At 41.0% G+C, this 17,288-nt stretch carries 21 protein-coding genes and 4 pseudogenes; 2 read left to right on the top strand and 23 right to left on the bottom strand.

All coding sequences use genetic code 11. The features are described from left to right. Positions 1–37: 37 nt before the first annotated feature. The 23 genes and pseudogenes from JCM19055_RS01815 to JCM19055_RS01715 form a co-directional block, all read right to left on the bottom strand. Positions 38–376 carry a hypothetical protein gene (locus JCM19055_RS01815; protein ID WP_042358259.1) on the bottom strand — a complete coding sequence of 113 codons (339 nt, stop codon included), beginning with the start codon at positions 374–376 and terminating at the stop codon, positions 38–40. A 41-nt stretch (positions 377–417) separates the two neighbouring features. Beyond that, positions 418–792: a hypothetical protein gene (locus tag JCM19055_RS01810; protein WP_042358258.1), complete on the bottom strand. Its 375-nt coding sequence runs from the start codon at positions 790–792 to the stop codon at positions 418–420. Beyond that, a complete protein-coding gene (fliS, locus tag JCM19055_RS01805) occupies positions 789–1,199 on the bottom strand; it encodes a flagellar export chaperone FliS (RefSeq protein WP_042358257.1) in 411 nt (136 codons plus the stop codon). The genes JCM19055_RS01810 and fliS overlap by 4 nt, the downstream gene beginning before the upstream one ends. 13 nt (positions 1,200–1,212) lie before the next feature. After that, a complete protein-coding gene (fliD, locus tag JCM19055_RS01800) occupies positions 1,213–2,238 on the bottom strand; it encodes a flagellar filament capping protein FliD (RefSeq protein WP_052365784.1) in 1,026 nt (341 codons plus the stop codon). Next, entirely contained in the window at positions 2,202–3,032 is an 831-nt protein-coding gene (locus JCM19055_RS22325; protein WP_052365783.1) for a flagellar cap protein FliD N-terminal domain-containing protein, read from the bottom strand. Before JCM19055_RS22325 ends, fliD begins: the two co-directional genes overlap by 37 nt. A gap of 118 nt (positions 3,033–3,150) precedes the next feature. Further along, positions 3,151–3,483 (bottom strand): flagellar protein FlaG, encoded by a 333-nt coding sequence (locus tag JCM19055_RS01795; protein WP_042358350.1) that lies wholly within the window; start codon positions 3,481–3,483, stop codon positions 3,151–3,153. A gap of 161 nt (positions 3,484–3,644) precedes the next feature. Beyond that, positions 3,645–3,842, bottom strand: coding sequence for a putative motility protein (locus tag JCM19055_RS01790; protein WP_042358256.1), 198 nt, complete (start codon positions 3,840–3,842; stop codon positions 3,645–3,647). An 18-nt stretch (positions 3,843–3,860) separates the two neighbouring features. Beyond that, positions 3,861–4,229 carry a hypothetical protein gene (locus tag JCM19055_RS01785; protein ID WP_042358255.1) on the bottom strand — a complete coding sequence of 123 codons (369 nt, stop codon included), beginning with the start codon at positions 4,227–4,229 and terminating at the stop codon, positions 3,861–3,863. A gap of 94 nt (positions 4,230–4,323) precedes the next feature. Beyond that, complete coding sequence (locus JCM19055_RS31045) at positions 4,324–4,425, bottom strand: response regulator transcription factor (protein ID WP_193745261.1); 102 nt, start codon at positions 4,423–4,425, stop codon at positions 4,324–4,326. Then, positions 4,379–5,062, bottom strand: a complete 684-nt coding sequence (locus tag JCM19055_RS26900; RefSeq protein ID WP_042358254.1) for a hypothetical protein — start codon at positions 5,060–5,062, stop codon at positions 4,379–4,381. Before JCM19055_RS26900 ends, JCM19055_RS31045 begins: the two co-directional genes overlap by 47 nt. Before the next feature lie 337 nt (positions 5,063–5,399). Continuing rightward, on the bottom strand, positions 5,400–5,624 hold the full coding sequence (gene csrA, locus JCM19055_RS01775) for a carbon storage regulator CsrA (protein WP_042358253.1): 225 nt from the start codon (positions 5,622–5,624) through the stop codon (positions 5,400–5,402). Continuing rightward, positions 5,605–6,063, bottom strand: coding sequence for a flagellar assembly protein FliW (fliW, locus tag JCM19055_RS01770; protein ID WP_042358252.1), 459 nt, complete (start codon positions 6,061–6,063; stop codon positions 5,605–5,607). Before fliW ends, csrA begins: the two co-directional genes overlap by 20 nt. An 83-nt stretch (positions 6,064–6,146) precedes the next feature. Beyond that, positions 6,147–6,704 (bottom strand): flagellin, encoded by a 558-nt coding sequence (locus JCM19055_RS01765; protein WP_052365781.1) that lies wholly within the window; start codon positions 6,702–6,704, stop codon positions 6,147–6,149. Continuing rightward, on the bottom strand, positions 6,641–7,195 hold the full coding sequence (flgL, locus tag JCM19055_RS01760) for a flagellar hook-associated protein FlgL (RefSeq protein ID WP_081833369.1): 555 nt from the start codon (positions 7,193–7,195) through the stop codon (positions 6,641–6,643). The genes JCM19055_RS01765 and flgL overlap by 64 nt, the downstream gene beginning before the upstream one ends. 19 nt (positions 7,196–7,214) lie before the next feature. Then, the gene (gene flgK, locus JCM19055_RS01755) at positions 7,215–8,684 is read right to left on the bottom strand and encodes a flagellar hook-associated protein FlgK (RefSeq protein ID WP_042358251.1); all 1,470 of its coding nucleotides are present in this window, start codon (positions 8,682–8,684) and stop codon (positions 7,215–7,217) included. A 14-nt stretch (positions 8,685–8,698) separates the two neighbouring features. Beyond that, the gene (locus JCM19055_RS01750; protein WP_042358250.1) at positions 8,699–9,202 is read right to left on the bottom strand and encodes a flagellar protein FlgN; all 504 of its coding nucleotides are present in this window, start codon (positions 9,200–9,202) and stop codon (positions 8,699–8,701) included. 12 nt (positions 9,203–9,214) lie between these two features. Further along, positions 9,215–9,472 carry a flagellar biosynthesis anti-sigma factor FlgM gene (flgM, locus tag JCM19055_RS01745; RefSeq protein WP_042358249.1) on the bottom strand — a complete coding sequence of 86 codons (258 nt, stop codon included), beginning with the start codon at positions 9,470–9,472 and terminating at the stop codon, positions 9,215–9,217. Continuing rightward, a complete protein-coding gene (locus JCM19055_RS01740; RefSeq protein WP_052365779.1) occupies positions 9,462–9,839 on the bottom strand; it encodes a hypothetical protein in 378 nt (125 codons plus the stop codon). Before JCM19055_RS01740 ends, flgM begins: the two co-directional genes overlap by 11 nt. A gap of 122 nt (positions 9,840–9,961) precedes the next feature. Then, the gene (locus JCM19055_RS01735) at positions 9,962–10,486 is read right to left on the bottom strand and encodes a ComF family protein (RefSeq protein ID WP_052365778.1); all 525 of its coding nucleotides are present in this window, start codon (positions 10,484–10,486) and stop codon (positions 9,962–9,964) included. Between the two features lie 161 nt (positions 10,487–10,647). Continuing rightward, positions 10,648–12,102 (bottom strand): DEAD/DEAH box helicase, encoded by a 1,455-nt coding sequence (locus JCM19055_RS01730; protein WP_052365777.1) that lies wholly within the window; start codon positions 12,100–12,102, stop codon positions 10,648–10,650. 277 nt (positions 12,103–12,379) lie between these two features. Next, a pseudogene (locus JCM19055_RS01725) lies at positions 12,380–13,224 on the bottom strand (DegV family protein). A 115-nt stretch (positions 13,225–13,339) separates the two neighbouring features. After that, positions 13,340–14,060: pseudogene (locus JCM19055_RS01720) on the bottom strand (response regulator). Between the two features lie 66 nt (positions 14,061–14,126). Beyond that, positions 14,127–15,271 (bottom strand): annotated as a pseudogene (locus tag JCM19055_RS01715) (sensor histidine kinase). Between the two features lie 241 nt (positions 15,272–15,512). Here JCM19055_RS01715 and JCM19055_RS01710 point away from each other — a divergent pair. Further along, a pseudogene (locus JCM19055_RS01710) lies at positions 15,513–16,136 on the top strand (YigZ family protein); the annotation flags it as partial. Positions 16,137–16,215: 79 nt separating this feature from the next. Next, positions 16,216–17,214 (top strand): LCP family protein, encoded by a 999-nt coding sequence (locus JCM19055_RS01705; protein WP_081833365.1) that lies wholly within the window; start codon positions 16,216–16,218, stop codon positions 17,212–17,214. Positions 17,215–17,288 lie beyond the last annotated feature (74 nt).

Below are 17,288 nucleotides of genomic sequence, written 5' to 3'. Positions count from 1 at the left end.
GTATTTCACTTCTTCTCTTGTAATAACCGCTGTGATGTTAATAAAAAAAACGCTGAAATGCCGGCAATGTGACTGTAGCAATACGTTCTTGCTTTCCTTTAATAGAAAGCGAGTCAAACGGTTGCTTTACTTCTTCTAAGAGCTTTTGCCATTCTTCATAAGCCTGTTCATCTGAACGAAATATTGCATACATCGTGACATTTTCATCCCCGAACCGCTCGAATCCTTGAATAAGCTCTTTCTGCAAACGATCCGCAGGCTCCGTCTCACCTTGATGGTAAAACTGAGTAACAAGCTGCAAACCATCCGTCACGGTTTCTAGATATTCTGTTAACCGCTCTAAAAATTTGACTTGGCTCTCGACGCCGATCTCCATGTCATCACCTCACTGCAACCATAGCAAAAAGCCCCGAAAATTTAAATTCGAAGCTTAGTTTTTTGATCAAAATAATAACTCGTCATCGGTTGTTGCGACGGTGTTGTTCCTTCGTATTGGTCATTGATCTGCTTTTGTGCACGCACACGATGTAAGTCTCGACCAATGACGCTTCTTACTTCGTGTAATTTCATATCGATCTTATTGTTCATGTCCATAATCTCTTTCGCAACGATCATGGTTTCTTTGTTTCGTTCAACTTGGTGCAACGAAGACAGTCTTAAATCTCTTCGCTCTAAATAACGATCGACTTTCTCGATGTATTGATCACGCTCATCATCATTTGTCGGTAACGGCAACGTAAGGTGTTCATATAGCTTAATCGTTAACTCATGCAAAGCGTTTAAGCTGCTCATACAGGCAATTGCCCACCTTGATGACGGTTTTGACGGTCGACTTGAATGACTTGCTTCCACGTATCACGAAACTCTGTCACAATCGCTTCTGCGTTATCTAAGTTCTCTTTGCGGTTATGTACGTTAGCTTGAACAAGTTGGTCATGAACATAATCATAAAGCTTGAGCATCTGTTCACTCGTCTCATCGTTCACTTGCAACGTGACCATTAATTCCCGAATAATGTTTTGCGCTTTTGTGATGTTCTTATTCTTTTCTTCATAGTTCTCTGCTTCTAATCCTCGTTTTGCCAACCTCAAAAACTTCAAACAGCCATTATACAACATCAACGTTAACTCGCCGGGAGAAGCCGTTTGAAATTGGTTTTGTTGATACGCTTGTTGAGACATTGCCTGAGTATACGTCATCCATAAGCCCCCTTTAGAAATTACCGTTACCAAACATAAAGTTATACAGCATATCTCCTTGACTGTTTGAACGGGCAATGGCTTGTTCCATCGCAGTGAACTGGCGCCAATATCGCTGTTCCTTTTGTGCTAATCGCCGTTCAAAGTTCTCAATTCTCGAATCTAATTGATTCAATTCACGACCAATAGCAAATTGATGGTTTTGGTGACGCCCATTAGAACCACCGGCTTTTCGAGAAATGGCGTCAATACCATTGTTGACATCTTGACGCAGTTGACGGGCAATTCCTTGATTCTCACCTGACCCAGCGAAGAAATGATACGCCCCTTCTGGATCGTTCTCCACCGCTGCTTGAAGCTTCGCTTCATCAATGACGAGCTTTCCATTATCCAAGTAATCCGTTGAGGTTGTAATCCCAAGATCACCTAAATGGCGAATATTGGATTGATCTTGATCCACAGATTGATAAAGCGTCATCCGCATATTCGTTAAGAAGCTTTGCAACTCACGATCCCGACTCATTAGTCCACTTTGAGCCTTCTCTTCCCAAAGCTCAATCTCATGATCAGACATCTCACTTCGTTGTTCACTCGTAAGAGGAGGATAATCTCGATTTTGCCGTTCGTTAACTAACCCGTTCATTTCTTCAATAAGCGCATTGTACTCATCAACGAACTCTGTAATGTTCTTCACGATATTTTCTGTATCAACAGAGGAAGAAACACTCACAGACTCAGTAAATTCACCTCTAAGTGTCATCGTTAAGTTACCGATTGTGAACGTATTCGATTGTCTCTCAGTCTTTAATCCATTAATCTCAAACTCCGCGTTTTGTGCACCGTGTTGGCCTGATTCAAGATTTAGGACACTATCGAAAAAGTTAAATGTCTCTCCACCATTTGATACGTCTTCACCTTCATTATTTGAAGGCAGATTCAACGTATTAAAAATAATCTCCTCAGAACCCTCTGTTGGATTAAACACACCAGTCTCCGTTCGACTCACGGACACACGATTCGAAATTTCATCATAAAACATCGTAACCCCAATCGGCTATTGTTAAAATTGTTCATCACACTACGTAAAGAATCGGATTCCGTAATGAACATCGTATGTGTCTGTTCTTTCCCGTTAGCATCAAACGTAGTAATGCTAGCTTTCGTATAATTCCCTTCTCCACTCGGGTCAACATACTCCACTTCAACGCGAGCATTCTCTGAGACGTCATCTGGGGCAAACGTTAGCTCCCCGTTTTCGATGAAGACTTCTCCTTCAGCTAGGTTATTCATATCGCTTACCACTTCATATTCTCGTCCATTCACTCGAACGACTGGGCTCTCACCAATGCTTTCACCCTCAAGCCCGAGCCTATAAACGCCATCTTCACCACGTTCTACAAGATCTCTTTTCACTTGACCTTTAGCCCAACTCATTGATTCTAGATTTAGATCTTTGAAAGATATGTTAGGATCAATGCCTGCTTCACCGTTAATTTTCTCTTTGCTATGTGTTGAAGCTGCCTTTGCCAATTGATTTACTCGATCGATCGTATAGTGCGAATTCCCTGTTCCTGATGTTGATGTGACTGAAACGAGTGATTCATTCGTTGAACTACCTGTTCTCGCTAAAAAACGACTCGGTGTTAACAAGCGATCAAAGATCGACTGTTCAAACGCCCGAACCTTTGTGTTTAATTCTCTATAGGCATCGACTTGCCAATTCTTAAATGTCTGTTGTTGGGTAAATTTATCCATCGGAGCTCGTTCTGCTCTCATTAAGTCTGATACCATTTGGTTAATATCCATTCCTGACGCAAAACCGGAAATTCTCATTAAAGCCACCCCGCTTCTTGACTTATTCTTTATATCGACTCATTTGATAACTTGTTAACGTTCAATCACAATTCCTTTTTCAGCTCTCCATAAAAAAGACAATTGCTACATGCAACTGTCAACGTTCAACATCAATAATCACGCCTGCTTGCTTTAAAATTGCTGCGTTCAAATCAAGAAGCTTCTCTGGAGGGACTTCGCGGATTACTTCTTCAGACTGGCGATCAATGACTTGTACATAAATCCTTGATAGATCTTCATGAATCTTAAAACGCAAATTCGTATGACGCGACTCAAGTTGACGATTCGCCTCTTCAACATGAATACGAACCGTATCCTTGCTAATTGGACGACCCTTCTCTTCTAGCTCTCTCGTTTTCTCTTTACTTGGTAACTGTTCCTGTACTCCATTTATGCGTCCTCTGAATTCCATGCCCGTAATGTCATTCATTTGCACAGCAGATACCTACTTTCTTACATGTTTGTTTACTATATCGGCGGATCGACCGCTCTCTATAGTCCCAAACGCAGAAATCCTTCTTTAGCCATATAAAACTGCTACAATCAGGGTTCCATAATAAAAAAGAACAACACCCGAATAGGATATTGTTCTTATGCACGAACATCAACCTGTGCACCTTTAAACGGTTCAGCAACTTTTACCGCTTTCACTCTAGCATCAACTTGCATACGATCTAATTGTTCATGTTGCTCTAAAGCAACTTCTTGCGTTTTCTTAAGTAGCGCAACGTTCACATTAAGTTGAGTCGCCTGTTGAGATTGCAACATCGATAAACCAGCAATATCCATCTTTGCTCCTCCATCTACTTAGACATTTGGCTCAAGTGATAATGCAGACATACAATGCTCATTCAAACGCCGACTAGCCGGTAGGATTGTCAATGAGAGCATTTCAGATGCACGCACGGTATTCCCTAGTTCCACGAGATACATCACTTCCTCAATCCCACGACGATTTCGTGTCAGCCTTGCCTTTATGTTTCCAATTTCTCGATTGTCACCTGTTCTAGGAATTAAACCTTCGAGCTCAGAATAAAACAGAAGCACTTCTTTTAAATGCCGAAGAACTTCATCACACTTTGCTTTTGAATCCATCAAAGCTTCAGCATGTTCTAAAGCATAAACGACTCGGTCACCAAGAATGCCAAACCGGTTGTACAATTCCCGTTCATGCACATTCACCAACTCCACAATGATAGTTGAGAAGCAACATTCATAGAGTTGCTTCCCTTACCTATATCGGTTTGTTTGGTCAAAATGTTTAATTGACTTATCCAGAACGTAACCAGCCTAATTGAATGACCCGCTTAATAGCATGTGTCCGATCATTCGCGTTGATCTTTTTCGTCAACTGACTGACGTGATTGTTCACGGTCGAAACAGATAAAAAAATCATCTTCGGCAATTTTTCGATTGCTTTTTCCTTTTAAGATTGAATCTAGCACTCGACATTCAGACGCCGTTAAGCGGATCGATGCTTTCGCATGATCAAGCATTAAAGCATCCGGGTCCATATTCCTTTTTACAATTTCAAAAGGAGGCTCGTTAATGACTGACGACCGATTTAGTCGTAGTACTTCAATAAGTTCCGTTTGTAATAGAGGATCTACATAAGACGAGTAATCAATCGCTGTAGCAAAGTGCTGTGCTATCGACCTTGAGCTTTGATTAATACAAATTAACGTCGTAATATCCGATTCTACCGTTTTCTTAAGAAGATCTGGCGTATCTGCTGGAATCGCAGCACAGATACGAAAACGATTCATCAATCCATACAGTCGTCCGCTCTCTAATAAATAAAAACTCTCTTCTTTCGATAATAATGATACATCATTTACTACATCGTCTACCGTGTCTGGGATCTGTTCTAAGTACTTTGTCTTAAAGCCACTAGCCTTTAAAGCAGTAAGTAGGAATTCATCGTTCCTTTTTCCACCTAATTGTAGCCAAAGAAAGGGAAGCGTCTTTCCAGTCTTATTGCCAAAGTGCAGTTGGGCAGAGGTGTGCATCAACAATCCCTCCTTTATCATCAATCCACCATCAACTGAAGAAGCACGACAGTTAATGAAAGGACTTTAGAACTAAAAACTGTATCAAGTCTAATATTTCACACAGGTGAAAAACATAATTATGTTGAAAGATTAACAATGATCCAATCATCAAACAAGGTGCGATAATCATGACAAAATAAGGGATCCTATTAAAAGACAGCAAAGGACTAGGTATTTTATATTGCTTTGCCGTACACTTTTCTGAACTTTTTCCAATTCCTCAATTACAGGTAAATTGAAATATAATCTTATAGACTTATATTTCTATATCTAGTCTAAATATCTATTATTTATGCTATTCATTCCGATTCGTTATCTGGGAAAATAGTTCCTGTGAAATTGATGCAGCAGCTTGATTTTCTTTTGCAATATCAACAACAATTTCTTTTCGATGTATGCTCACATGCTTTGGTGCTGCAATACCAAGTTTCACTTGATCCTTCTCAATGCTAATCACTTTTAATTCGATGTCATCCCCAATCATAATTGCGTCATCGACTTTACGTGTCAGTACGAGCATACGCTTCCTCCCTCTGAAACAATAGCGCTCTCCGACGTGCTACACTCTCTTCTACGATCACTTGCTTAGCCAACCTCTCTTTTACATTCATTACGATCGGAGCAGCCAAATTAATCGTTGAGGATTGAAATGGGTCTTGCACTGTAATAATACCGAGTAACGTTGCCTCTTTCGCTTCATTCAAACGTAGCGATTCAATTTCATAAGGTGAAAGTTCTGCTTCGAAGTCTGGGAAAAATCCAAAGATTTCACAAACAATAAAGGCCAAATCCTTCGTTTTTGCAGATTGTAAAATTTGAAATGGTGTAGATTCATCACTAGCCATTGGCAGCAAATAGAACGTATGCTCCGTCTCAAACGCTGGGAGCCCATAAGGGAATGTAATACTCTTCGTTTCGTCCACAGTAACATCCCCGAAATATTTCGTTGAAATGTTCAACCAACCCTCACCTACTTTTTTTTCTTTATTTTACCTGATTATTTTGCTAGTAACAAAAAAATAAAGCCTAAATCAAGGCTTTATTAACGTAAAAAGTCTATTAAACTCGGTTGCATAATTCTAGCACCCGCTGATAAAGACGCATTTAAGATACTTTCATGCGATACGAGTTGGATAATTGCTTCCGCGAAATCAACATCTTCATTGTCCGACATAATTCGGGTAGCAGTTATTAATTGTTGATCCATGCGATTCTCAGTCATCATAATCCGATTTTGCCTCGCACCAATGTTTGCCTCCGCTGATAGCACACGATCAAGCTGTTGATCAAGCACGTCTAAATGATCGCCAATTTCCGTACCAGAGTCAGCACTTTTCATTGAACGTTCTAGTAAAATGAGTTCACCGAACGCTTCATAACCAAAAATATCCGCACCATTCGCATTGATTGGCATGTTTACGCCTTTCATCATCTGCAATTCGACGTCATCTTCGTTAATGGAAATGGCACCACTTTCAAAGAAGACCGCGTTATTTACATCGATCTCACCAGGTGTTCGCCCTTCAGCTTCAGCGTCTACGCCATATTCTTGGTAACTACCATCCGTAAATTCGTATAAGACTCCTTCGTAAAATAACATCGTCCCATCAGGGGGGCATTAGGGTCTTCTACCGTAATGTCGAATTTCGATTTATCAATCCGCTGATTCTCTGTATCCGTACCATTGAAAATGTACTTGTTATTGACCTTCGTATTCCCTAAGTCCTTGATGTGATCAATAAGTTGTCCAATTTCTTCAGCAGCCGCTTTGCGCTGCTCGCTATCGTACGTATCATTTGCCGCTTGAGATGTGAGCTCTCGCATTCGTTGTAAGCTCGTGTTTACATCATAAAGCGCTTGATCGCTCGTCTCCATCCACGTATGTGCAGATGATAGATTTCGTTGAAATTGTTCGATTTCACGAACTTGAGTACGATAATGCATCCCACTCGTCGCCGATAACGGATCTTCCGATGCACGACTAAACTTCTTTCCTGTGTTCAGTTGATTTTGGTACTTTGAAATGTTGTTGTAGTTTGACTGGATATGCCTTAACGTTTGATTTGCGATCATAGACTGAGTGACCCGCATATCGTCACCTCACTTTCTTTTACCTACCGACGATTCCCATACCATTAATAATCCGATCCAGCATTTCATCAATCATCGTAATCTGCCTTGCCGCCGCATTGTATGCATGCTGGAATGAAATCATATTCACCATTTCTTCATCGAGGCTCACCGCACTCATCGACAAACGGTTTTGTTCAATGGTCGATTGACGAACACCACTCGTATAATCCATACGCGCAGCATTGTTCGTAGCAACAGCCATTTCACCGACGATTGCACGGTATGATTCTTGTAGTTGTTCGATTTGATTAGACAATGCTAACGCGTTCGAGCCGTCACCTGAAACGCCACTCCCGGAAGCTGCGATGTTATCAAGGTTGTTGATTGCGTTATCAATTCCTAGACGATTGTTCTGCTGATCGAAAGTAAAGAAATTATTAGGTGTAGAATCATTTAACCCTTGTCCTTCTCGATGGCTCTGATTAAACGCTGTCACAAAACCTTCCATCATGCTTTGCAATTCATCTAGCATTTCTGGGTAGACACCCTGGACGATAGCATTACCTTCAGCATCAACCTCTTCAGTTATATACCCGTAACTCTCAACGAGCGCAGCTACTTTGCCGTGTTGTGAAGGGATATCCATCTCAATATTCCCTTCAAATCTAATGGACTCCACCACACCAGCAGACTCATGAACAGTCATCTTAGAAACACCATCTGCATCGAGTATCTTACTTTCTTCACCATTTGAATTCTTCAAATGAATCTCTAACGGGCCTAATGCAGTTGGGTGACGGTTATCTTTCGGTTGATTTTCAGCGTATTTCACTTCAATTGGAATGAGCTCTGACAGTTCATCGATTAATCGATCGCGTTCGTCATAAAGGTCATTCGGTAAATAGCCGTGTGGTTCTAAGCGATTGATATCTTCGTTAAGATTATGAATCTGCTCTAATAACGTGTTTACTTGCTTTGTCGTACCGTCTAGCTCATGCTTTAGCTCTTGCTGGACGCTTGTCAATGAGTCAACGATATAGTTGTATGTATCTGCAAGTGTCTCCCCTTGTTGGCGTACGACTTCACGAGCACTTTTATCACTTGGATTGTCCGCTAGAACTTCAATGGCACGCCAAAAGTCATCCATCACAATTCCGAGTCCAGAGTCTGACGGTTCATTCATAATGTCTTCCATTCGAATGTGCGCTTCATGCATTTTTGCCCAATACCCAGCTCTTGAACTCTCGCCTCGGTATTGTAAATCTAAAAACTCATCACGCACCCGTTGCACTGATTCTACATCGACTCCAGTACCGATTTGCCCCGCAATCGAAGGCGCATTCATCCCAGGTGCTGGAAAAGCTTGTGATGCATTAAAGTTCACCCGTTGACGTGTATAGCCTGGTGTATTCGCATTTGCAATATTATGTCCAGTCGTCTGTAACGCTCGTTGTTGGGCCATTAACCCTTTATAAGCCGTTTGTAATCCGTGAAATGTTGACGTCATCACGTTCCCCTTCCTTACGCTTTTGAATCAAACGCAGAAAAATGCTGCTTACTTTCATTTCCTTGTACTTGGTTCGGTGGCTGATATGACCGTAAATCGTCTTCTGGTCGTAACATGTCTAATGTTGCTTCGACTACAGATAAACTATCGGTTACGAGTTGGCGGTTCAATTCATTTTGATCTTTCAACTCTTCTATTGTCGCTTTAAGGTCTGTTCTAAGAGAGTGCAAGATGTTCTTCTCTTCTTCAGGTAGATACTCTAGCCATTCATTCATTGGCAAGCCTTGTACATCCTTTGGACAATACCACTTTACAACCTCTTCACTTCTCGACTTCCGTTCACGTTCAAGGTATCGCAACTCTTTCATCTGCTCTGCTTCCAGTTTTACGAGGTCTTGGATGCCTGGAATATCAGCTTTTTGAAGGCATTCTGTCTTCTTCTTCGCAAGTGACAACAAATAATGATGTCGTTGCTGAAGTTCTTCTAATGTTTCTACAAACTGATGAATTTGACTCATCTAATCCTCACCTCAACGACCATTCCAAAATTCATAAAGCTTCTTCGCCACTGCCCGTTCATCGATTTCATACGTACCATCGTCAATCTTTTGTTGTAGCTCTTGAATACGCTTTTCACGTTCAGTTGGAACAGGCTCTTCTTGCATTTCTAACGCTTTTGAAGAGATCTCTACCGAATCCTTTTTCTCATGCCCTGACGCTTTAGACTGGACGTTTTGTGCGGATGATTGGTAATAAGAATGAATAGAACCGTACGGATTAATCTTCATATTCATGATCTCCTTCCATCGTGATCGTTTCTGACATAATACGTTTGTTTACGTTTATTATCGCTTTCTTCCATATGTTCAGCAAGGTCTTTTGACATTTGCTTTTCGCATGATTTACACAACTTGCCGTATTTCGTTTTCTCTTTACAAAAGTAACAAGGCACTCGAAATTCGGTAAATCAATTAACTGTAATCGCCCTTGAGAAATGTAATCTAATATACGTTGCTCAGAAACTCCAGTCGCATCCGACGTTTCAGCAATCGTAGATTGTCGATTTTCTCGTCGCCTTAAAAACGTACTTACTCGTCTAAAATAGTCTTCTTCTTGTTGGTAGCAACGAGGACAAAGATCACGAATCGTTTTCACGTACAAACTCCCACACGATACACAATTAACTAGTTCTGTCACGTTGCCACCTCTCTACTGTTCTTCTACTTAGTATATCGGCTAGTACATGTGAAGTTTAAGTATGACGAAAGACTCACAATTCAACTTCGAAATAATGTCATTGAACTGACAGAAGTTGCCCCTGCTTCAAGTAAAACCGTCGCTGCTTTACGAACAGTGGCACCCGTTGTATAAATATCATCAACCAACACCACATTCTTTGACATGACGCTCTTTCGATCCGTCACCTCAAATGGTCGAGAGCGACCTGCTATCCTTTGCCAACGCAATTTCTTGCTCGTTTTTTCTTCATGAATGACACGACTAAGAACATCGGTGATGTTTGTTCGTATACAACGTGCGAGCACTTCTGATTGATTAAAACCACGCTCGATCATTCTTTTTTCGCTTAAGGGGATCGGAACGATCAGGTGTTGATTGAAATTCCTTGCATACATTCGTTTAAGTTCTTGTTCAAATGCTTTAGCAAGAACGACGTCTCCTCGGAACTTAAAGCGCGCAACAAAGTCTTGAGCCCAATTGTTATAGGAAAGAAGCGATACATTGCGGGTTAATTTATTTGACCAATAAGTACTTTTCTCCCAACGAACACAGTCTAAACACACGGATGAGTCTGCTTGAGGTCTGTAACAACAACTGCAATGAAGAGTATTAATCCATATCATTTGCTGCGAACAAGCGTAACAAAATCGACGATACTCACGCCTAAAAAGCGTATCCCAGCTTAATGGCTCGTCAATTGCTTTTTGACAATAGAGACAACTGCTCATCCCTCATTCATCCTTTTAATCTGCTTAACGGCCTGCTTCATCGCAATCGTCGTCCCATCATGTAAAAATAGAACGTTTCCTTTTGGATCCTCTTGACTTCGACCCGCTCTACCTGCAATTTGGACGAGCGCTGCAATTGTAAACACATCGTTTTCAGCACCTAAAATAAACACATCGACACTCGGAAATGTTACACCTCGTTCTAAGATCGTCGTTGTAATTAGACAATGATACTGTTTATGGCGGAATGCATCGACAATTTCTTTTCGCTTGGCATGTTTACTGTGAACACAAATGATATCTTTACGAGCAATAATTGATTCTAGCCGCTCAGAAACGTTGATACTCGGCACAAAAATGAGCAATTGCCGGTCTGACTCTCGTTCTTGACGGTTCATCAAAGCTGTTAATTTAGGAGGTAATTTTCCACGTTCAACATAAGAACGCCAATCACCAATCCATTTTAAGCTAGGGACAGGCAACGGGTAGCCATGATACCTGCGGTTAATCATAGCAATTTGGTTGTTTGTTTTTAACTTTTTTATAAGAAATTGTGGAGGAGTAGCACTTAAATAGTAGAATTTTGCAGAGGGCTTCGCCGCTTTAGTAACAGCAAAACGAAGAGAATTATCGTAGTGATAAGGAAATGCATCGATTTCGTCGATGATTACAACGTCAAAGTATTGAAAATAACGTCGCGTTTGGTGCGTTGTTGAGATAACTAAAGGTGCCGATTGAAAGCGCTCTTCACTTCCGCCATAAAGAGCGATACTCCGTAAGTTAGGAAATGCTTGCCTAATTCGGGGGATTAACTCAAGCACAACATCGGTTCTAGGAGTCGCAATCAGCAGTGTTTTCTTTTGATCAATTGCTTCAATAATAAGTGGGAACAGCATTTCGGTTTTGCCTGCACCGCACACTGCCCATACGAGCAACTCATTGTCTGTACGGTGTTGAAGAATTTCAACCATTTGCTTGGAGGCACGCTTTTGTGCGTCGGTCAGTAAACCATGCCAACTCAGTCGTGTCTTTGGAAATGGTTCAGCAACCGGAATATGTACGAGCGGTGTACACGTCGTTACTTTACCCATCATAATGCAAGAACGACAATATAAGCACTCGTTACGGCCACACCAATAACAATCAAACATGGCGAATTGCTCTTTATCTTGATTCCCACAACGGTTGCATGTTGGTGCAGAACGCTTTAATGAAATTCCTATACTAAGCTGCACAGTTCCTGCAATCAATTGGCGACGAGTAACGATTTGTTGGTCATTGAGCTCACTTGTGAGTAAAGACTTCCCTTGTAGCGTCGGAAGTGGTGGACTTGGCTTAAGGTGTGTAATAACTGCAGCGTCTGATTGTACGTCGTCATCTTGCTGGACCAAGTCACACGGTAATACGACTGGCTCCAACTGTCCTTTCGGAACAACCCAAACACATTTCAAAAGCATTCCTCCTAAAAAAAGACGGCTAAGCGTCTCAGAGTGTCGAAAAAGTGCTGTTCTTATATAAATGAAGTAGAGAGTTAATGAACTTGTAGATTTTAAAGTATTAAAGTTATACATTTTACTTTTGTTTTTACAGACTCAATATGCTGTATAAACGCGGCTGTCGTGGCGAAGACGCCCGCGGCAAGCGTAGCCACAGAAGCCGCTTACTCATTTACGAGTACACTTTTGGTCCGTTTAAGTTTCTCAACAGCCTGAGACGCTAAGCCGTCTTTTAATTACTTTCGTACCATGTCACTCCAATAGAATTCTCACCGAGGTGCGTACCAATAACAGGGCCAAAATATGAGATGGAACGGTAACGTTATCGTACTTTTCCTGGATCTCCTTTTGAATTCGCTCTGCTTCAGGTAAGGCATTCGCATGAATGATACTAGCATTTATTTGTTTACCTTTACTTGCTGACTGATCAAGAAAACTTAAGACTCGTTGCAAAGCTCGCTTGTACGTTCTAACTTTCTCGTAAGGCACGATGACTTTGTTTTCAAACGTTAAGATCGGCTTAATTTTAAGTGCACTACCAATTAAGCGTTGCGCACCACTTAAACGCCCTCCACGATGAAGGTGATTTAAGTCATCAACGATGAAGTAGGCTTGTAACGTTTCACGTACCTCTGATAAACGCTTGAAGATTTCATCCACATCTTTGCCGTCTTCGATCATTTGTGCAGCTTCCCTAATGAAAAATGCTTGAGGTTCACAGCTGATCTCACTATCAAAAGGATATACCTTCGCATGTTCAATTGAACGTGCTGCACTCACAGCTGTTTGGAACGTTCCACTAATCCCACTGGATAGATGAAACGACAAGATTGCATCGTGGTCTTTTGCTAATTGCTCGTACGTTTCAATGAAATGACCGAGTGCAGGTTGAGAGGTCGTTGGTAGATTGGGGAAGTTTCTCATCTTATCGTAAAACTTCTCGTATCCAAGGTTAGTTTCTTCAATTGTCTCTTCCCCGAAGTTCACACTTAAAGGAAGTACTTTAATTTGATATCGCTCGATCGTTTCCTGATCAAGATATGCTGTACTGTCGGTTACAATCGCTATTTTTGACATATTTGGACCCCACTTCTCCATTATGTTCCTATGTATACTATAAGTTTTTTTTCAAACTAAATGAAAGAAAAACAGAAAAAAAAGTCGAAGCACGTAAGATGCTCCGACTTTTTTGTTATCTTACTTTTACCCAGCCTTTTTTTAATGGACTCAACAACAGCTTGCGTACGGTCGTTTACGTTCATCTTCTGAAGGATATTACTTACGTGGTTCTTAACAGTCTTTTCACTAATATAGAGGTCCTCACCGATCATACGGTTACTAAAACCATCAGTCATCAGTTGTAGAACTTCACATTCTCTACGTGTCAGAATGTGCAACGGCTTGCGGTATTCCACTTCTCTAAAACCAACCTCAGTTTGATCGCTTGTTGCCGCAACACGATCACCAGTTGCTAATCGGCGGTACTCTTTAATGAGGTTGTGCGTGACTTTCGGGTGAATATACGCTCCACCTGAACCGACCACTTTCACTGCTTCAATAAGAGCATCTGCATCCATCTCTTTCAATAAATAGCCTGCAGCACCTGTTTTTAATACGTGTGTCACATACGTTTCATCATCATGAATGGAAAGAATTAACACTTTCACATCAGGGAATCTTTCAATAAGATGCTTTGTCGCCTCTACTCCATTAACGCCTGGCATATTAATATCCATTAGAACAACGTCTGGTCGATGTTTCGCTACGAGTTCAGCAGCTTCGCTACCGTCGTCTCCTTCAGCGACAACATCAAATTCGTTCTCCATCGCCAATATACGTTTGACACCTTCTCTAAATAATTTATGATCATCAATTAGAAGAAGTTTTATTTGATCCTGTTCTCGATCTAACATCACTATACTCACCTCTCCGCGTACAAGGATCTACTCCTCGTGCGTCGCGTTAAAATTCAAAGTCTATTAAACTTCTTGTTTTAATTCAACAGGTACGGAAAACATTAACTTAGTCCCTTTACCCTTAGCACTCTCAATGGTAAATTGACCTTTCAGCATGTTGACTCGCTCTTTCATACCCATTATACCGAAACTACCTTCTTTCTTCTCTGATTGATCAAACCCTAAACCATCGTCAGAGACAATGAGCAGTACCCGCTCTTGTAGTAACTGTACTTTAACAATAATTTGAGACGCATTTGCATGCTTTAATGCGTTTTGGACAGCTTCTTGAACGAGGCGGAACAGCGCGACTTCTAAATTCGGCTCCATTCTTCGTTCATCGCCTAGTACGAGAAAACGTAAATTCACATTCATGTCTTCACGCTCATCTACTGAGCTTAAATACTTTCGCAATGTGGGAATGAGCCAAGATCATCTAAAGCCATTGGCCGTAAATCATAAATGATTCGCCTTACGTCAGCAAGACTCATCTTAATTGCTTGTCTAACGTCCTTAACTTCTTGAAGTGCACTTTCAATACCCTGATCATAATAGAGACGTTCAACTAATTCAGCGCGAAGTAACACATTCGCTAAAAGCTGGGCAGGACCATCATGAATATCCCTCGCAACACGTTTTCTTTCAGCTTCTTGCGCTTGGATAATCTTCAGACCAAAAGCTTGCTTTTCTTTCGCGTCTTCAACAATTTCTCCAACTTCACGTAAGTCACCAACGAGGAAATTATGAACGACTGACACTTGTCCAACGAGCAATTCTGCTCTTTCAATCGTGTCCTCAAGCTCGAGCAACCTCCGCTCGACTTGATCCCGTCGTTCCCTAACTTGCTTTTCTTCTTGATTCAATACGGCCAATTGTATTTGATGTTCGTTGGCATGCTCATACGCTTTCCGAACTTCTTCATTACTGTACTTTCCAAATTCACGACTAACTTCTGCTAAGCGGTTGCGGGCCAATTTGGCATGGATTTCTTTCTGATCTGTCAATCGAATAATCTCCGCTACTTTCACACGCAAATCTTTTAATTCGATCTCCAACCCCGCGTATTCTTTTCTCGTTTTCTCACAGATTTCAAAGATCTGTTCTTTACTATCTCTAACCGTTTCCATCATTTGCTCAATGATTTGGTCTAGCGATTGTTTAGAACCCATTCCATAATCACCAGCCTTTCGAATCGTTTGTTTGACACTCTCGTGCGATTCGATATGATTATTTTAGCACATTCTTAGAGGTCTAAACGGCTATTAAGAAGAAAAGTTCAAGAAATAACATATTCTGCGTCAGTTGTTATACAAAACGCTGACATGTCTGACACTATCATGTTTATCGCTTTTCGTGTGTTACAAAAACATTATAAAGTAGTTACAGTCTCGAAAGGGGAAATTCCACTTTATGCTCAATTCGTACTATACAATTAAAAAAACGGGTCAAGCTGAACAAACAATACAAAAATCAAGATTTATTACACACATGAAACGGGTAACAACTGAAAATGATGCTAAAGAATTCATTGAAACGATTAAAAAGGAACATTGGAACGCAACTCATAACTGCTCTGCTTATGTAATCGGTGAAAATGATGAAGTTCAAAAAGCCAATGATGATGGCGAACCTTCGGGTACTGCAGGAGTGCCTATGCTAAATGTCCTCCTCAAACAAAAACTAAAAGATACAGTTGTCGTTGTAACACGGTACTTTGGAGGAATTAAGCTTGGTGCAGGCGGGTTGATTCGTGCATATGGAAGCAGTGTTTCCGTAGGTATAGAAGAAATTGGAGCAGTCGAACGAAGCCTAATGCAACACTACGAAGTAACGTGTTCCTACGAATTGCTAGGAAAAATAGAAAATGAGCTTCGTCAATCAACGTACACGTTAATTGACATAAACTATGCAGAAAATGTAACCTTTCTCACAGCTGCACCCGTTGAAGAAACAACAAATTATGAAAACTGGCTCGTAGAAATTTCGAACGATCGTGTAACGTTCAATGCAACAGAAACGTCCTATGTTGAAGAAGATCGCGAAAAAAAAGATAATCCAATAATGAACAAAGTTAGACAAATTTCCCGGGAAATAGTCAAGAAAGGAGGTTCCTATGGAAGAAGAACAACAATCAAGAACACTCCAACGACGTAAAATGCGTAGAAGGCGCAGAAGGAAACGAATTGCTGTCTTTTTCATAACGGTAGCGACACTTTTATTCCTCGTTGTAGGGGGCGGATTAACGTGGGCATGGTCACAAATATCAGGCTTAACGAACGATACGTTCCAGCCACTCCCAAGGGAGATATCTGATTTGCGCCCCGACCAAGAGTCAGTAAACATACAAGACGATCATGTATCCGTGCTCTTTCTAGGTGTGGATAGCCGCGAAGGCGCTGTTTCTGGCCGAAGTGATGCCATGATCTTAGCTACGTTCAATCGTGATGACTCCAGCGTTAAAATGCTCAGCATCCCTAGGGACTCCTATGTAGAGATTCCAGGCCGTGGCTCTGAAAGAATCAGCCATGCTCATGCTTATGGAGAGCACGATTTAGCGGTCGAAACCGTCGAGAACTTTCTTGACGTACCCGTTGATTATTACGCAACGATTAATTTTCAAGCATTCATAGAAATTGTCGATACGTTTGGTGGCATTACGGTCGATTCCGATATTTCGTTTTCCGAACAAGATTCAGAACACAATCCCGATGCTATTTTTATTGAAGAGGGAGTTCAAGAACTTAACGGCGAGGAGGCCCTCGCTTATGTTCGCCACCGTAACACAGACGGTGACCTTGCACGAGGAAATCGTCAAACGGAAGTCATTGCCTCATTAATTAATGAAGCTACGTCAATTTCTAACATTAGTAATTATGATGATGCATTTAAAAGCTTGGAGAATAATATGAATCATAATATTGAAGGTTTTCAAGAACTTATTGCCTTTCATTCATATGCCTCTTCTTTAGACAGTATGGAACGATTTCAGCTTGAGGGAACGTTTGAACGAATTGACGGGTCTGAAGTGATTGTAATTGACGACACATCACTTGCAAATGCGCGATTGAAATTGCGAAACCACCTAGAATTAGATGATTCTGAGCAGCCATAGGCTTGGCAACAAATTCCGACACATTTAGAAATAACTTTATTTACTTTTGTTCTACTAATCATGTAAAATATATT

This window comes from Geomicrobium sp. JCM 19055, from assembly GCF_000698185.1.
Classification (GTDB): Bacteria; Bacillota; Bacilli; order Bacillales; family Marinococcaceae; genus Geomicrobium_A; species Geomicrobium_A sediminis.
This window is presented reverse-complemented; position numbering and strand designations above follow the sequence as displayed.

Excerpts from the sequence above, each read along its gene's own strand:
- fliD (WP_052365784.1), bottom strand. The coding sequence starts at position 2,238 with ATGTTTTATGATGAAATTTCGAATCGTGTGTCCGTGAGTCGAACGGAG.
- JCM19055_RS01705 (WP_081833365.1), top strand. The coding sequence starts at position 16,216 with ATGGAAGAAGAACAACAATCAAGAACACTCCAACGACGTAAAATGCGT.
- fliS (WP_042358257.1), bottom strand. The coding sequence starts at position 1,199 with ATGACGTATACTCAGGCAATGTCTCAACAAGCGTATCAACAAAACCAA.
- JCM19055_RS01795 (WP_042358350.1), bottom strand. The coding sequence starts at position 3,483 with ATGAATGACATTACGGGCATGGAATTCAGAGGACGCATAAATGGAGTA.
- JCM19055_RS01810 (WP_042358258.1), bottom strand. The coding sequence starts at position 792 with ATGAGCAGCTTAAACGCTTTGCATGAGTTAACGATTAAGCTATATGAA.
- flgL (WP_081833369.1), bottom strand. The coding sequence starts at position 7,195 with ATGCGGGTCACTCAGTCTATGATCGCAAATCAAACGTTAAGGCATATC.
- JCM19055_RS01790 (WP_042358256.1), bottom strand. The coding sequence starts at position 3,842 with ATGGATATTGCTGGTTTATCGATGTTGCAATCTCAACAGGCGACTCAA.
- JCM19055_RS01750 (WP_042358250.1), bottom strand. The coding sequence starts at position 9,202 with ATGAGTCAAATTCATCAGTTTGTAGAAACATTAGAAGAACTTCAGCAA.
- flgM (WP_042358249.1), bottom strand. The coding sequence starts at position 9,472 with ATGAAGATTAATCCGTACGGTTCTATTCATTCTTATTACCAATCATCC.
- JCM19055_RS01815 (WP_042358259.1), bottom strand. The coding sequence starts at position 376 with ATGGAGATCGGCGTCGAGAGCCAAGTCAAATTTTTAGAGCGGTTAACA.
- JCM19055_RS22325 (WP_052365783.1), bottom strand. The coding sequence starts at position 3,032 with ATGAGAATTTCCGGTTTTGCGTCAGGAATGGATATTAACCAAATGGTA.
- JCM19055_RS26900 (WP_042358254.1), bottom strand. The coding sequence starts at position 5,062 with ATGCACACCTCTGCCCAACTGCACTTTGGCAATAAGACTGGAAAGACG.
- JCM19055_RS01765 (WP_052365781.1), bottom strand. The coding sequence starts at position 6,704 with ATGTTATTTTACGAAGGAGTCTTATACGAATTTACGGATGGTAGTTAC.
- csrA (WP_042358253.1), bottom strand. The coding sequence starts at position 5,624 with ATGCTCGTACTGACACGTAAAGTCGATGACGCAATTATGATTGGGGAT.
- flgK (WP_042358251.1), bottom strand. The coding sequence starts at position 8,684 with ATGACGTCAACATTTCACGGATTACAAACGGCTTATAAAGGGTTAATG.